This is a genomic window from Mycolicibacterium parafortuitum (assembly GCF_010725485.1).
Lineage (GTDB): Bacteria > Actinomycetota > Actinomycetes > Mycobacteriales > Mycobacteriaceae > Mycobacterium.
In genome coordinates this window covers 2,905,215-2,919,827 of record NZ_AP022598.1, presented here as the reverse complement: position 1 = coordinate 2,919,827, position 14,613 = coordinate 2,905,215, and the positions used below count along the sequence as shown (strand labels likewise).

The 14,613-nt window shown below is 69.2% G+C and carries 11 protein-coding genes; 3 read left to right on the top strand and 8 right to left on the bottom strand.

Features of this window, described 5'->3' with window-relative positions; genetic code table 11:
• Positions 1–32 precede the first annotated feature (32 nt).
• Entirely contained in the window at positions 33–569 is a 537-nt protein-coding gene (locus tag NTM_RS14105; protein WP_104863924.1) for an NUDIX domain-containing protein, read from the top strand.
• Positions 570–735: 166 nt separating this feature from the next.
• Positions 736–1,236, top strand: a complete 501-nt coding sequence (locus NTM_RS14100; RefSeq protein ID WP_163766650.1) for an Rv2253 family sensor-like surface protein — start codon at positions 736–738, stop codon at positions 1,234–1,236.
• On the opposite strand, the gene NTM_RS14095 is transcribed toward NTM_RS14100, so the two are convergent.
• The 4 genes from NTM_RS14095 to fdxA form a co-directional block, all read right to left on the bottom strand.
• The gene (locus NTM_RS14095) at positions 1,224–4,667 is read right to left on the bottom strand and encodes a bifunctional proline dehydrogenase/L-glutamate gamma-semialdehyde dehydrogenase (protein WP_163766649.1); all 3,444 of its coding nucleotides are present in this window, start codon (positions 4,665–4,667) and stop codon (positions 1,224–1,226) included. The genes NTM_RS14100 and NTM_RS14095 overlap by 13 nt on opposite strands.
• A gap of 40 nt (positions 4,668–4,707) precedes the next feature.
• The gene (locus NTM_RS14090) at positions 4,708–6,654 is read right to left on the bottom strand and encodes an Ig-like domain-containing protein (RefSeq protein WP_163766648.1); all 1,947 of its coding nucleotides are present in this window, start codon (positions 6,652–6,654) and stop codon (positions 4,708–4,710) included.
• A 311-nt stretch (positions 6,655–6,965) separates the two neighbouring features.
• The gene (gene dapC / locus NTM_RS14085; RefSeq protein ID WP_232079928.1) at positions 6,966–8,087 is read right to left on the bottom strand and encodes a succinyldiaminopimelate transaminase; all 1,122 of its coding nucleotides are present in this window, start codon (positions 8,085–8,087) and stop codon (positions 6,966–6,968) included.
• Between the two features lie 27 nt (positions 8,088–8,114).
• Positions 8,115–8,438, bottom strand: coding sequence for a ferredoxin (fdxA, locus tag NTM_RS14080; protein WP_104863929.1), 324 nt, complete (start codon positions 8,436–8,438; stop codon positions 8,115–8,117).
• Between the two features lie 368 nt (positions 8,439–8,806).
• Here fdxA and NTM_RS14075 point away from each other — a divergent pair, with 368 nt between their 5' ends.
• Positions 8,807–9,352, top strand: a complete 546-nt coding sequence (locus NTM_RS14075) for a YceI family protein (RefSeq protein ID WP_163766647.1) — start codon at positions 8,807–8,809, stop codon at positions 9,350–9,352.
• A gap of 4 nt (positions 9,353–9,356) precedes the next feature.
• On the opposite strand, the gene NTM_RS14070 is transcribed toward NTM_RS14075, so the two are convergent.
• The 4 genes from NTM_RS14070 to mshB form a co-directional block, all read right to left on the bottom strand.
• The gene (locus NTM_RS14070; RefSeq protein WP_163766646.1) at positions 9,357–10,265 is read right to left on the bottom strand and encodes a fumarylacetoacetate hydrolase family protein; all 909 of its coding nucleotides are present in this window, start codon (positions 10,263–10,265) and stop codon (positions 9,357–9,359) included.
• A gap of 123 nt (positions 10,266–10,388) precedes the next feature.
• Complete coding sequence (locus NTM_RS14065; protein ID WP_163766645.1) at positions 10,389–12,968, bottom strand: bifunctional FO biosynthesis protein CofGH; 2,580 nt, start codon at positions 12,966–12,968, stop codon at positions 10,389–10,391.
• Between the two features lie 28 nt (positions 12,969–12,996).
• Complete coding sequence (locus NTM_RS14060) at positions 12,997–13,509, bottom strand: hypothetical protein (protein WP_232079709.1); 513 nt, start codon at positions 13,507–13,509, stop codon at positions 12,997–12,999.
• 94 nt (positions 13,510–13,603) lie between these two features.
• Complete coding sequence (gene mshB, locus NTM_RS14055; protein ID WP_104863932.1) at positions 13,604–14,473, bottom strand: N-acetyl-1-D-myo-inositol-2-amino-2-deoxy-alpha-D-glucopyranoside deacetylase; 870 nt, start codon at positions 14,471–14,473, stop codon at positions 13,604–13,606.
• Positions 14,474–14,613: the final 140 nt, after the last annotated feature.

The following is a 14,613-nucleotide window of genomic DNA, read 5'->3' as shown; positions in this document are numbered from 1 at the left end:
GCTACCCCTGCCTGCTGGTCATACTGGTGGGTGTGGATTACATCCGGGCCGTGGGGACGCGCGAGATCTACCGAAACCCCTGGCTGACGATCCGCGAGGACGACATCCGCCGACCGGACGGCAGCGCGGGCGTCTACGCGGTGGTCGACAAGCCGACGTATGCGCTGGTGATCCCCCGCGACGGTGACCGTTTTCACCTGGTGGAGCAGTACCGGTACCCGATCGGGCTGCGACGATGGGAGTTCCCGCAGGGCACCGCGCCGGACCGGGCCGAACTCGACGGCGCTGCGTTGGCCGCCCGCGAACTGCGGGAGGAGACCGGGTTGATCGCGGAGTCACTGACCGAGATCGGGTTGCTCGACGTCGCCCCGGGCATGAGCAGTCAGCGTGGCCGGGTGTTCCTCGCGACCGGGATCACCGAGGGCCCGCACGAACGCGAGCACGAAGAACAGGACATGCGCAGCGCCTGGTTCAGCCGCGCCGAGGTCGAGCAGATGATGCGCGAGCGGGTCATCACCGACGCCCAGACGATGGCGGCGTGGACACTGATGCGGCTACACGGGCACTGAATTTCGTCTCCTACGCGAGCTCCGTTCGGCCGGAACGTCATTCGCGGCGCCGCCGATACCAACCCGTGATCCAACCGTGCCCGAACGGGTCGTGTCGATACGGCAACTTGACGGTAGGGCCAATTACGTTTCAAGGGCCACACCTGGAAAACGACTGCGAGGAACCATGTCACCCGCACGGGCGCGTCACGCGTTGACAGCCGCGACTGTCATTGCCGCGGCGTCCGTTTGCGCAGCGCCGGCCGCGACGGCGGCGCCGCCGAACTGGAGTGGCCGGTACACCGTGGTGACGTTCGCGTCGCAGAAGATCGGCACCAGCGTTGCGACCCGACAGCCCGAACCCGACTTCAGTGCGCAGTACACGTTCAGCACGACGTGCGTCGGCACGTGTGTGGCGACCGCCGGCGACGGGCCCGCGCCGTCCAATCCGACGATCCCGCAGCCGTCCCGCTACACCTGGGACGGCCGCCAGTGGGTGTTCAACTACAACTGGCAGTGGGAGTGCTTCCGCGGTGAGGGACTGCCCCGGGAGTACGCGGCGGCACGCTCGCTGGTGTTCTACGCACCGACCGCCGACGGCTCCATGTTCGGGACGTGGCGCACCGAGATCCTCGACGGGGTGTGCAAGGGCACCGTGGTGATGCCGGTGGCCGCCTACCCGGCGTGAGCCGCGTCGAGCAATCCGTCGACAAGCGCGGTCGGTGAACCGAACCGGTGGGCGGTGACCGAGATCGCTTGTTCGCGCAGAAAGGTCAGCAGTTCGACACGTCCGGCCTCGACGACCGGCTGCGCGTAGAGCGCGATGTCCGCTCGGCCGTCGCAGGCGTCGGCGAACACCTCACGGCTCCCGCCGAGCAACCGGACCCGGCCGGGGGCGGTGGTCCGCAGCAGATTCCGCCACGCCTGCGCGTCGTGAACGTGCCAGGAGACGCCGTGCGCGCTCAGTAACCCGGCGATCGCGTCGTCCAGCGGCGCCGGGGTCGACACCGTCAGCCGGGCGCCGGCCAGCACACCGGCAGCGACCACGCGCAGCAGGGATGCGTGCTCGCCGTCCTCGGCGCGCACCGTCACCGGCACCGGCCGGTACCGGAAGACGTTCTTCTCCGCCAACAGGTTCGCGAGGTCGCGGGTGCGCCCGACCTCCTTCTCCCACATGGCCGCATCGGATTTGAGGGACCTCTCCAGGAATTCGAGTTCGGCCGGTGTGAGATTCAGATGGGTTGCTGCCGAAAGGAACTCGTTCAAAACGGGAGTGAGATGTCCGACTCGCGTGGCGGCGGCGCTGCGCCAGTCACTGAGGCCGATCAGGTAATTGGGGCCGCCGGCCTTGGTTCCCGCGCCGACCGCCGACTTCTTCCATCCGCCGAAGGGTTGGCGGCCCACGATCGCGCCGACCGTGGACCGGTTGACGTACGCATTGCCGGCTTCGACCCGCTCCAGCCAGTACTCGATCTCGCCGCGGTCGAGGGTGTGCAGCCCCGCCGTCAGCCCGTAGTCGACCTGGTTCTGGATCGCGACGGCCTCGTCGAGATCGGCGGCCTCGATCAGGCCGAGTACCGGCCCGAAGTATTCGGTGAGGTGGTACTCCGAACCGCGCCGCACCCCGGTCTTGACCCCGGGCGACCAGAGTCGCCCGGTGTCGTCGAGCCTGCTGGGCTGCACCAGCCACTGCTCCCCCGGCGCCAGTGTGGTCAGCGCACGCAACAACTTCCCCTGCGCCGGTTCGACGACCGGCCCCATCTGCACGGTGGGATCGGCCGGATAGCCGACCTTCAGCGACGTCACCGCATCGACGAGCTGGTCGCGGAACCGCCTGGACTGTGCCACCGAGCCGACCATGATGGCCAGCGACGCCGCCGAGCATTTCTGCCCGGCGTGCCCGAACGCCGAGTAGACCAGGTCTTTCACCGCGAGGTCGATGTCGGCGTGCGGCGTGATCACGATCGCGTTCTTGCCGCTGGTCTCCGCGAGCAGCGGAAGGTCGGGCCGCAGTCGGCGGAACAGCGCGGCGGTGTCGAAGGCGCCGGTCAGCACGAGCCGGCCCACCCTGGGATCGGAGATCAGCCGGGCACCCAGGTCGCCTTCGTCGACGTGTACCAGTTGCAGTGCGGCACGCGGAATCCCGGCGTCCCACAGCGCCTGCACCATCACCGACCCGCACCGCTTGGCCTGTGGGGCGGGTTTGATGATCACCGCGCTTCCGGCTGCGAGCGCCGCCAGCGTGGAGCCGGCGGGAATCGCGACCGGGAAGTTCCACGGCGGGGTGACCACGGTCAGTCCGACCGGTTCGGCGACCGCGCCGTCGATGTCGTCGAGCTCCTCGGCAAGGGCCGCATAGTAGTTGGCGAAATCGATCGCCTCCGAGACCTCGGGGTCACCCTGGTCCAGCGTCTTGCCCGTCTCGGACGCCATCACCTCCAGCAGGGTGGCCCGGCAAGCCTCCAACACGCCCGCGGCGCGCCGGAGCACGGCGGCGCGCTCGGCACCGGGCAGCGCCCCCCAGCTTTCGCCGGCGGCCAGACCGCGGGCGATCACCGCCTCCAGCGCGCCGGAGGTGGTGACGGTGGTCTCGTCCACCAGGTCCTGTGCGGCCGTCGACGCCGCGATACGGTCCGTGATCGCCCGTGCCCAGACCCGGTTTCCGGGGAGCGACGGGTCGGTGTCGGGCACGTTCGTGAACGCACCGGCCGGGCACACCGCGCCGGACGGGTCGTCGCTGCGCCGGTCCTGGCGGCGGTTGGGTAATGGGACGTCGTCGTCGACGGCGGCCAGGGAGGCGGCGAACCGGTCCCGCTCCCGAGCGAAAAGCTGGTGTTCGCTGTGTAATTCGAACACCGCCGACATGAAGTTCTCTGTGCTCGCGCCCTCTTCGAGGCGGCGCACCAGGTAGGCGATCGCGACGTCGAAATCCTTCGGGTGTACCACCGGCACGTACAGCAGCAGGCCGCCCACCGTTCGGCGCACCGCCTCGGCCTGGGCTTCGGCCATGCCGAGTAGCATCTCGAACTCCACCCTGTCGCGAACTCCCTGCCGCCCCGCCAGGATCCACGCGTACGCGATGTCGAACAGGTTGTGCCCGGCGACGCCGATCCGCACGTTCGCGGCGCGGTCGGGCTGCAGGGCGTAGTGCAGAACCCTCTTGTAGTTGGTGTCGGTGTCCTGCTTGGTCGGCCACGTCGCGACAGGCCAGGAGTGCAGCGACGCCTCGACGTGCTCCATCGGCAGGTTCGCGCCTTTGACGAGGCGGACCTTGATGCCGGCGCCGCCGCGCTCACGGCGGGCGCGGGCCCAATCCTGCAGCCGCATCATCGCGCTCAGCGCGTCGGGCAGGTACGCCTGGAGCACGATGCCGGCCTCGAGGTGGTGCAGTTCGGTCCGGTCCAGCAGCCGGGTGAACACCGCGATCGTCAGGTCCAGGTCGCGGTACTCCTCCATGTCGAGGTTGATGAACTTCGGCGTCGGCGCCGTCGCGGCCTGTGTGAACAGCGGCAGCAGGCTCTCTTCGATGTGGTCGACGGTCTCGTCGAACGACCACGGTGAGTGCGGCGGTACCGTCGCCGAGACCTTGATCGACACGTAGTCGACGTCGGGCCGCCTCAGCAGCTGTTCGGTGCCGGTCAGGCGGCGCTGCGCCTCGCGGCGCCCCAGGACGGCCTCGCCGAGCAGGTTGATGTTGAGGCTGACGCCGCGGTTGCGGATCCGGGCGATGGAGCGGCCGAGGCGCGCGTCGGTGGCGTCGACCAACAGGTGGCCGACCATCTCGCGCAGCGCCCTGGTGGCGATCGGGATGACGACGCCGGGCGCGACGACGGACAGCGCCGCGCCGAGCTTGATCAGCACGCGAAGGTGCCGCGGCAGGAATCCGGGCGCGTTGCGCGCGAGCGCGCGCAGGTTCGCCGCGGCCACGCGGGCGTCGTGGGGGCGGATCACCCCGTCGACGAATCCGACGGTGAACTCCAGGCCACCGGGGTCCTGCAGCACGTCGGCGAGCCGGCGCGCGGCCGGCGCGACGGGTTCTGCCGCCGCCTCGTCCAGCCAGCGCCGCACCAGGGTTTCGACTTCCGCCACCGCGTCCTCGACGCTGCCGATCGGGGTCATCTCCCCATGATGGCCGCGCGCGCCGACAGCGCGCCAGGATCTACACCAGCACCAGTGCCGCGGCCCCGGCGGGCACCACGGTGTAACCCAGGTCTTCGAGGATGCCGATCTCGACCGCGCTGAGTCTGCGCAGGGTCTGCCCGTACCCGAACTCCCCCATATAAGCGGCTGCGGCACCGGTGAACGTGGCCCTGTCGAGGTGCGAGAGCGATCCGGCCTGCAGCGGGACCAGCCCGCCGTAGGCGGCGACCGCGTGCGCACCACCGAAGAACAGCCCGCCGTTGCCGCCCGAAAGGTGCGGGTCGTAGGCGGTGTTCCACGCGAAATCGGCGCCGACCACAGGGGTTCCGTTGCGGTCCACCAGGAACTCGTCGAACGTGTACCAGTACCTGTTCGTGTTCAGCCCCGCCGACGACACGTTCGACACGAAGCCGAGAGTGTGGAGCAGCTCATGGGTTGCGATGGCCTGGAAGTCGATCTCGTCCCAGCCGACCGAGTCCCCGTACTCCCAGTTCCAGGCGAAACTGAAATGCAGTGTCGCGTCCGCCTCGGCGCCGTTGGCGTCGAGTTGACCCTGCGACAGGATCTTCTCCCGCACCACGGTGCTCCAGAACCCTGCCGGCTGCCAGGTTCCCCACGGGCTGATCGCGTACGCGGTGTAGCCGCTGCGGATGTCGTCGGCGGTGACGTCGTAGGTGATCACCACCTGCGACGAGGTCGCGATGTTCTCCGCCAGGCGGGCCGCGGCGGCCTGCAGGGCGGCCTTGGCTTCCGGAGTCCAGTACTGCGCCCCGGATCCGTAGGAGAACTGGAAGACCACGTCGTCGACGGGGGTGACGACGATGCCGACCGTGGCGGTGTTGTCGCTGAGGGTCCCGCCGGCGTCGCGGACGCGGTAGGTGAACGACGCCGCACCGTGGTAGTTCAGGTTCGGGGTGAACGTCACCGAGCCGTCGGAGTTCAGCGTGACCCGCCCGTTTACCGCGTCACCGACGGAACCGATGCTCAACGGGCCACCCCGGGGGTCACGGTCGTTGGCCACCAGTGCCGCCGCGGTCAGTGTCAGCGCCGTGTCCTCGTTCGTCGTCGCGCTGTCGTCGACCGCCGTGGGCGCCCCGTTGGCCGGCTGCACCGTGATCGTCACGGTGGCGGTCGCGGTGTGCACGCCGAACAGGCCGTGGCCGTGCCATGCACTGGCGCCGTCGGAGATCGTGTAGCTGAAGGTGTCGACCCCGTTGAAGCCCGCCGTCGGGGTGTAGGTCACCGTGCCGTCGCCGTTGAGCGTCACCACCCCGTGGGCGGGCTGCGTATGGCCCGTCACCGTCAGGACATCACCGGCATCCGGATCGGTGTCGTTGCCCAGCAGCGCGATTCGGATCGGCACGCCCTGCGTCGTGGTCGCCGTGTCCGCAGTCGCGGTGGGTGAGGTGTTGAAGAAGGTCCGTTGGATCTCGCGGCGGACGAACGCCAGCACGGCGAGCAGCAGCGGCGGATCACCGGGCGCCTTCGGTGGAGGGTTGAACAGCATGGCGAGCGCCCGTGTCGCGATGTCGGCCAGCGCGCGAGGTGCACCGAGAACCAACCCCACCGGGCCCGTGGGCTGCCGCACCGACGGCACCGGTGCGGGCGCTTCGAGGGTGCGCACCACCAGGGAAGCGCCGGGATTGTCCTGCGGCGCAACGGTGTCCACGGGGTCACCGAGCTCCGGCGGGTTCGCGTGCTGTTCGGAATCGGCCGGACCGGTTTCGGGGATCGCCGCTTCCGGTGCGTGGCGCGCCGGCGGCTCAGCCGAGTCGCCGGCCGGTTCCACCGTCACCGCCGCAGCATCCGCGGATTCGCCGGCGTCAGTGTCGTCCACCTCGTCACCGAGGTCGACGAGGTCGTCCGTCGACGGCTCGGCGGAATCCTCCGGGTCCTCGGCGTCCCGCGGGTCTTCCGAGTCAACATCCTCGGCGGCGCGCGGCTCCGGTTCCGGATCGGGTGACAAGACGCGATCGCCGACCTGCGGTTTCGACGGAGTCTTCGCCGGACGGACGGCGGCAGTCTCCGTTGACGATTCGGTCGTCGACGTGTCCGCAGCCGCCGGGGCGGCTACCGCCGTGCCGATTCCCAACGCCAGGGCCAGCGCACCGACTCGACCGACGTATCTCGCACAGCGCACGACCGCCCCCCTCGAAGAAGTGATCGAGCTGATACGAGCAACTGATCAGTGAACTTCTACCACGTCAATAACGCGCGGGGCGGGAGGCTAGCTCAATCGCTGCACCGCAGCCCTAGCTCAATCGCTGCACCGCAGCCCTAGCTCAATCGCTGCACCGCAGCGGCGATCCGCTCGTCCGTCGCCGTCAACGCCACCCTCACATGCTGCGCACCGCGCGGCCCGTAGAACTCCCCCGGCGCGACGAGGATGCCGCGCTGCGCCAGCCACGCGAGGGTGTCGCGGCACGGCTCGCCCCGCGTCACCCATAGGTAGAGACCGGCCTCGGAGTGGTCGACGGTGAACCCGGCGGCCTGCAGCGCGGGCAACAGCAGATCGCGGCGACGCTGATAGCGCGCCCGCTGCTCCTGCTCGTGCAGATCGTCGTCGAGTGCGGCGACCATCGCCGCCTGGATCGGCGTCGGCACCATCATCCCGGCGTGCTTGCGCACCGCGAGCAACTCGGCCACCACCGCGGGGTCACCCGCGACGAAACCGGCCCGGTAACCGGCCAGCGACGACGTCTTCGACAGGGAGTGCACGGCCAGCAGGCCGGTGTGGTCGCCTCCGCACACGTCGGGATGCAGCACCGACAGCGGCGCGGCGTCCCAGCCGAGCCCGAGGTAGCACTCGTCGGACGCGATCAGCACGCCGCGCTCACGTGCCCACTCCACGACCTTGCGCAGATGCTCGACGCCGAGCACCTTGCCGGTCGGGTTGCTCGGCGAGTTGATGTAGAGCAGGGCCGGGGCGGATGAGCCGCTTGCGCGAAGACCAGACAGCACCGACGGGCCGAGCTGGGTCAGCGAATCGGCGCGCACCACGGCACTTCCGGACAGCAACGCCCCGACCTCATAGGTCGGGTAGGCCAGCTCGGGCACCACGACGGTGTCGGACGCGCCGAGTCCGAGCAGCGTCGGCAACCACGCGATCAGCTCCTTGGTGCCGATCGCGGGCAGCACCGCGGCGGGGTCGACACCGGTGATGCCGTACCGGCGCCGCAGCGCCGCGACGGCGGACTCGCGCAGCGCCGACGTGCCGTGGGTGGTCGGATAGCCGGGCGCGGAACTGGCCGCGGCGAGCGCCTCCCGGATCACCGGGGCGACGGGGTCGACCGGCGTCCCGACGGACAGGTCGACGATGCCGTCGGGATGTGCGCGGGCGGCAGCGGTGACGTCGGCCAGGGTGTCCCACGGGAACACCGGCAACGACGCCGACCTCAGGCGCCGGCTGGCGAACTCAGCCGTAGCTCAGTCCTCACCCTGGGGCGGCAAGTCCTTGACGGCCTGCGGATCGTTGTCGGTCTGCCCCACCTTGGACGCACCGCCGGGCGATCCGAGCTCGGTGAAGAAGTCCGCGTTGGCCTGGGTGTAGCTGCTCCACTGATCCGGGACATCGTCCTCGTAGTAGATGGCCTCCACCGGGCACACCGGCTCGCAGGCACCGCAGTCCACGCACTCATCCGGGTGGATGTACAGCATGCGAGCGCCCTCATAGATGCAGTCGACCGGGCATTCTTCGATGCACGCCTTGTCTTTGACGTCGACGCAGGGCTCGGCAATGACGTACGTCACGTACTTCTCCTCAAGTCCTCTCGAACTACCTGTCCAGTGGGCTGCTGCAGGCAGGACCGCGCTGGCCCCGCAACCAATCCCAGCAAGTATCCCTGCCGTGATTCGGAGGCGCGGGTCAGTGTGCCCTAACTTCCGCGCAAACCCGGGTTAGGGGTTGCGCATGGTTACAGATACTAAACGTCTCACATACCCCTCGCCTAGTCTCCGCGAGCGCGCGTGTCTGCCCGTCGACCCGCCACAGAATCCGGACTTCCGCGCGCGCTCGCCGCCGCCGCCCGGCCGTCGGGGAATTAATTCGGACCACGGTCCGTTTACCTCGGATGACTCCGTCGCCATCCGTCGACGGTCCGTTCCCGAAGGAGACGCTCATGACCACCGCCACCACCGCACTGCCCACCGGAACCTGGGCGCTCGACCCCATCCACTCCTCGGTCAACTTCTGGGTGCGCCACCTCATGGTGAGCAAGGTCCGGGGCACCTTCGACGAGTTCTCCGGCGCGATCACCGTCGCCGAGGACGGCACCCCGTCGGTCCGCGCCGAGATCGCCGTCGGCTCGGTCAACACGCGCAACGAGCAGCGCGACGCGCACCTCAAGAACGCGGACTTCTTCGACGTCGAGAACCACCCGACCGCGACGTTCGTCTCCACCGCGGTGCGCCGGGACGGCGACAACTACATCCTCGACGGCGACTTCACCCTCAAGGGCGTCACCAAGCCGATCTCGCTGGCGCTGGAGTTCAACGGCGTCAACCCCGGTATGGGCCATGGCGAGGTCGCCGGCTTCGACGCCTCGGTCGTGTTGAACCGCAAAGACTTCGGGATCGACTTCGACGCGCCGCTGGAGACCGGCGGCACGGTCGTCGGCGACAAGGTCACCATCACCCTCGAGATCGAGGCGCTCAAGCAGGCGTAACCGGTCAGGCCGCGATCTGGTGGCTGACCTCGCCGATCTGGTCGATGGTCAGCACCAGACGGTCACCGGGACGCAACCAGTGCCCGGTCTCCATACCGCTGCCGCCGGGCAGGGTGCCGGTGGCGAAAAGCTCACCGGGATAGAGCCTCTCGTCGCGGGAGGCGTGTGCGAGCACCTCGCCGATCGACCACTGCGGACCGGCGCTGGACACGGTGCCGACGGTGGTCCCGTTGATCGAGACCGAGCCGGTCAGGCTCTCGACCCGCGGCAGTATCTCGTCGGCCGTGACCGCGACCGCCGACATGGACGACGCGAAGTGCTTGGCCTTCTGCGGACCGAGTCCGGTGACCATCTCGGCGCGCTGGACGTCGCGGGCGCTGAAATCGTTGACCACGACGAAGGCCCCGATCGCCTCGAGCGCTTCCTGTGGCGTCGCGTTGAACAGCGGTGACTTGAGCACGAATCCGAGTTCCAGCTCGTAGTCCAGCGCCGCCGTGTACGACGGGAACTCCATCGGCGTCCCACTCGGCACGAAGCTCAGGTGGTTGGACATGTAATAGATGGGCTGGCGGTAGAACAACGGCTTGGGCCTGAACGCGGGGAACGTCCGGCCGGACACCTTTTCGAACGCCCGCGCGACCGGGGCCGCCGCCGGCATGAACCGCGCCACCAGTCCACGCGCCGCGTCGACGGCGCGTCTCTCATAGAGCATGAAATCGCGGAACGACACCGGCTGGAACGGCAGGCACTGACCGGAGACGTCCCAGTGATGTTGCGCGACAGCGACTTCCCAGTCACTGTTGAAGGTCGCGCCGACCAGCGAGGTGGCCTCGGGCGCCCCAGCCCAGGACCCATCCTGCTGCAGCACCTCGACCTGCAGCCCGTCGTCGGTGAGGACCCGTCGCAGTTTCATACCTCTGTCCTACCAGCCCGGCGGGGACTGAGGGGCATGCTTAGGACCCGCGAGCGTGCGCAAAGTTTGCCGCTGCAACGGCGTGTCGGCCGCAGACACGCACGCTCGGCCAGGGAACCGGAACTACGCAGCCAGGGGGGTGTAGTCCGTCGAGCGCTGCCGGGCCGGGCGGCCGATGCCCTCGGCGATCGCGACCAACTCCGCGACGGTCTTGGCCGAGCCGTTCTCCGAACCGGCCATCCGGGAGATGGTTTCCTCCATCAGCGTGCCGCCGAGGTCGTTGGCACCGCCGTTGAGCATCACCTGGGTGCGCTCGGTGCCGAGCTTGACCCAACTGGTCTGAATGTTGGAGATCCTGCCGTGCAACATGATCCGGGCCAGTGCGTGCACCGCGCGGTTGTCGCGGTGCGTCGGTCCCGGACGCGCGCCGCCGGCCAGATACAGCGGGCTGGACTGATGCACGAACGGCAGCGGCACGAACTCGGTGAATCCGCCGGTACGGTCCTGGATGCCGCGCAGCACGTTCAGGTGCCCCACCCAGTGCCGTGGCGTGTCGACGTGGCCGTACATCATGGTCGAGCTCGACCGCAGCCCCACCTCGTGTGCGGTGGTGACGACCTCGATCCACATCGATGTCGGCAGCTTGCCCTTGGTCAGCACCCAGCGCACCTCGTCGTCGAGGATCTCGGCGGCCGTGCCGGGGATGGTGTCCAGGCCGGCCTCGCGCAGCGCGGTCAGCCATTCGCGGATCGAGGTGCCGCTGCGGGTGACGCCGTTGGCGATCTCCATCGGCGAGAAGGCGTGCACGTGCATCGACGGCACCCGCTTCTTGACCGCCCGCACCAGATCGGCGTAACCGGTGACCGGCAACTCGGGGTCGATGCCGCCTTGCATGCACACCTCGGTGGCCCCGGCGACGTGTGCCTCCCAGGCCCGGTCGGCCACCTCGTCGGTCGACAGCGAGTAGGCGTCGGCGTCTCCCTTGCGCTGCGCGAACGCGCAGAACCGGCAGCCGGTGTAGCAGATGTTGGTGAAGTTGATGTTGCGGTTGACGACGAACGTGACGTCCTCGCCGACGACGTCACGGCGCAGCGAATCCGCCAGCGCGGTAACGGCTTCCAGCGCCGGACCGTCGGCGGTGGCCAACGCCAGGTACTCGTCGTCCGAGCATCCGGCCGGGTCACGCTCGGCGGAGCGCAACGCGGCCAGCACATCGGTGTCGATGCGTTCGGGTGCCCGCGCGGCGAGTTCTTCGACCTTGGCCCGGATCGACTCCCAGTCCCCGAACGCCGACCCCAGGTCCGACCGGGTCTCGGTGCGCCTGCCCTCAGTGTCGATCGCCGCATGCAGATCGGTGCGGCCCAGCGACTCGGTGGCCTCGTCGGGTTCCTGCCACGGGCGCCCGACCGGGTTCACGTCCCGCGCGAGCCCGGTGTCCGGATCGGCCAGCGCCGCCACATGTCCCATCACCCGCGGGTCGATCCACGCCGCACCGGCGGTCACGTACTGCGGTTGCGCGGTCAGCCGCTGCACCAGGTCGTAGCCGGCCTCGGCGGTCACCGCGGCCAATTCGTCGAGGGCGGGCCACGGCCGTTCCGGGTTGACGTGGTCGGGGGTCAGCGGGGAGACCCCACCCCAGTCGTCCACGCCGGCACCGATCAGCGCCAGGCACTCCTCCCGCGAGACGAGGTTCGGCGGCGCCTGGATGCGCACCTTGGGCCCCATCACCAACCGCGTCACCGCGATCGTGGCGAGGAAGTCCTCCAGCCCGGCATCGGGCGTCGATGCCATCGCCGTATGGTCCTTGGCCCGGAAGTTCTGCACGATGACTTCCTGGACGTGGCCGAACTCCTTGTGCGAGCGGCGGATCGCGTGCACGGTCTCGGCCCGCTCGGCCAGCGTCTCACCGATGCCGACGAGCAGCCCGGTGGTGAACGGAATCGACAGCCGGCCGGCGTCGTCCAGTGTGCGCAGCCGCACCTCGGGGTCCTTGTCGGGGCTGCCGTAGTGCGCCTCCCCCTTGGTCTCGAACAACCGGCGCGACGTGGTCTCCAGCATCATGCCCATCGACGGAGCGACCGGCTTGAGCCGGGACAGCTCCGACCACGACATGACGCCCGGGTTCAGGTGCGGCAGCAGCCCGGTCTCTTCGAGCACGCGGATCGCCATCGCCCGCACGTAGTCCAGCGTCGAGTCGTAGCCGCGTTCGTCGAGCCACTGCCTGGCTTCATCCCACCGGGCCTCGGGCCGGTCACCGAGGGTGAACAACGCTTCCTTACAGCCCAATTCGGCGCCACGGCGGGCCACGTCGAGGATCTCGTCGGGCTCCATGAACATGCCCTTGCCCTCGGCCCGCAACCGGCCGGGCACGGTGACGAACGTGCAGTAGTGGCACGTGTCACGGCACAGATGGGTGACCGGGATGAAGACCTTGCGCGAATAACTGACCGGCAGCCGGCCCGAGGGGCCGCGGCGACCGGCCGCCTCCAGGCCCGCGTCGCGAACGCGTGCCGCAGAGGCGCACAGATCGGTGAGGTCGTCGCCGCGCGCGGTCATCGCGATCGCGGCCTCGTCGACGTTGAGGGCCACCCCGTCGCGCGCTCGCCGCAGCACGCGACGCATCGCGGCCGCGCTGGGCGCGGCAGGCTTCGGGGGAACGACCGGGCTGGGCAGGTCAGCGCCGCGTTGGGTGTTCAGAGCCACTTCCCTGTAACCCCGGCGTTGTCGCGGATCATCCACGCGTCTCACTATTTGAAACAGAATGTGCCTGCCCGCCTGACATAGCAGCCACAGTAGTCACCTCGGCCTTACTCGCCGACCCGGGAGGGCGCATCAGCAGCCAGGCTCCGGGCAGCCCACCGAGCGCGACCAGGAGCACCGGACCGAACTCCATGACGCCGGTGCCGCCGAACACGATGTCGTCGCCGGGCCCGAAGGACATCAGCACCAGCACGGTCGCCAACCAGGCCCACAGCGGTATGGCGGCCAGCCGCGGCGACGTCGTCCACCGCAGCGCGACCCAGACCAGCGCGGCGTTGAGGACACCGCTGAGCAGCGCACTGATCGGGAACGGCACGACGCCGATGCGCAGGGGAAGGAAGAAGACGGCCATCAACGCCGAGAGCACGCCGTCGAGGCCGAGCAGGATCCACAGCACGATCCGATACCGGTCTGAGCCCGGTGCGACCGGCGTCGTCAGGTCGGGATGCTGTCGAGCAGCGACACCAGTGAGCCGACGACCCATTGATAGTTGTCGAGCCGGTCCTGCCAGTGCTGCAGGTTGGGATCCAGATCCGGGTCCATGTGCTGCCTTCCGTGCGCGGTCGGTTGCGGGCAGCTTACCCGCTGGACCCCTGGCCGAGGGGTAGTCCGGCCAGCAGATCGGTTTCCCAGCCGCGCTTATCGCGGTCGCCGGCCTGGCCTTGCACGAGGACGTAGTACTCGGTCGAGTCGACCGGGAGGGCGATGTTGTTCGACAGCGCGAAGCAGTGCCCGCCCGGCGCGACGGTGATCTGGGTTTCGTGCGCCCGCATCGCCGCGACGCGCGCAGCGGTGTGTGCTGAAACGTCCAGCGCCGCATGGATGTCGTCGTCGCCGAAGCCGAGCAGCGGCAGGTCGTCCGGCGACAGCGTCACCCACCCGTCCGGTACGTCGCGCAGGCCGGCCAGCCCCGACGCCAGCGCCGAGGCCGAGGTCACCGTCCAGTAGAACTTCGGCACGGTCCAGGTGGCGGCGTCGACGGCCGCGGTGGTCAGCCGGTGGGTGTGGATGTGATCGGGGTGGCCGTATCCGCCGTTCGGGTCGTAGGTGACCACGACGTGCGGGCGCAGGTCGTCGATCGCGGCGGCCAGCACGGCGGTCTGTTCGGCGAAGTCGCCGTCGACGAACCGCTGACGGTGCCGGGCCGGGGTGCCCTCCATCCCGGAATCGCGCCATCGGCCTGCTCCACCGAGGTAGCGGGGGCGGTCCACACCCAGCGCGGTGAGCGCGGCCGTCAGCTCCCCGATCCGGTATCCGCCGAGTTGGTCTGCCTGATCGACGGCCAGCTGCGCCCAGCGTTCACCGATCACCTCGCCCTCTTCTCCCAGCGTGCAGGTGATGACCCGGACGTCGGCGCCGCGGGCGGTGTAGTGCGCGATGGACCCGCCGGTGGTCAGGGTCTCGTCGTCGGGGTGGGCGTGGACGAAGAGCAGTCGCGGGGTCTCCATTCCGTCCAGCTTGCCGCATGTCCGACCCCGGCAAACCATCGGATATCCACGGAACGAAATCGGCCGCGCAGCCGACCGAAGAATATTCACCCGCCAAACATTTGTTCCAAACGCAACAAATCCTATTGACGTCGTTGTAA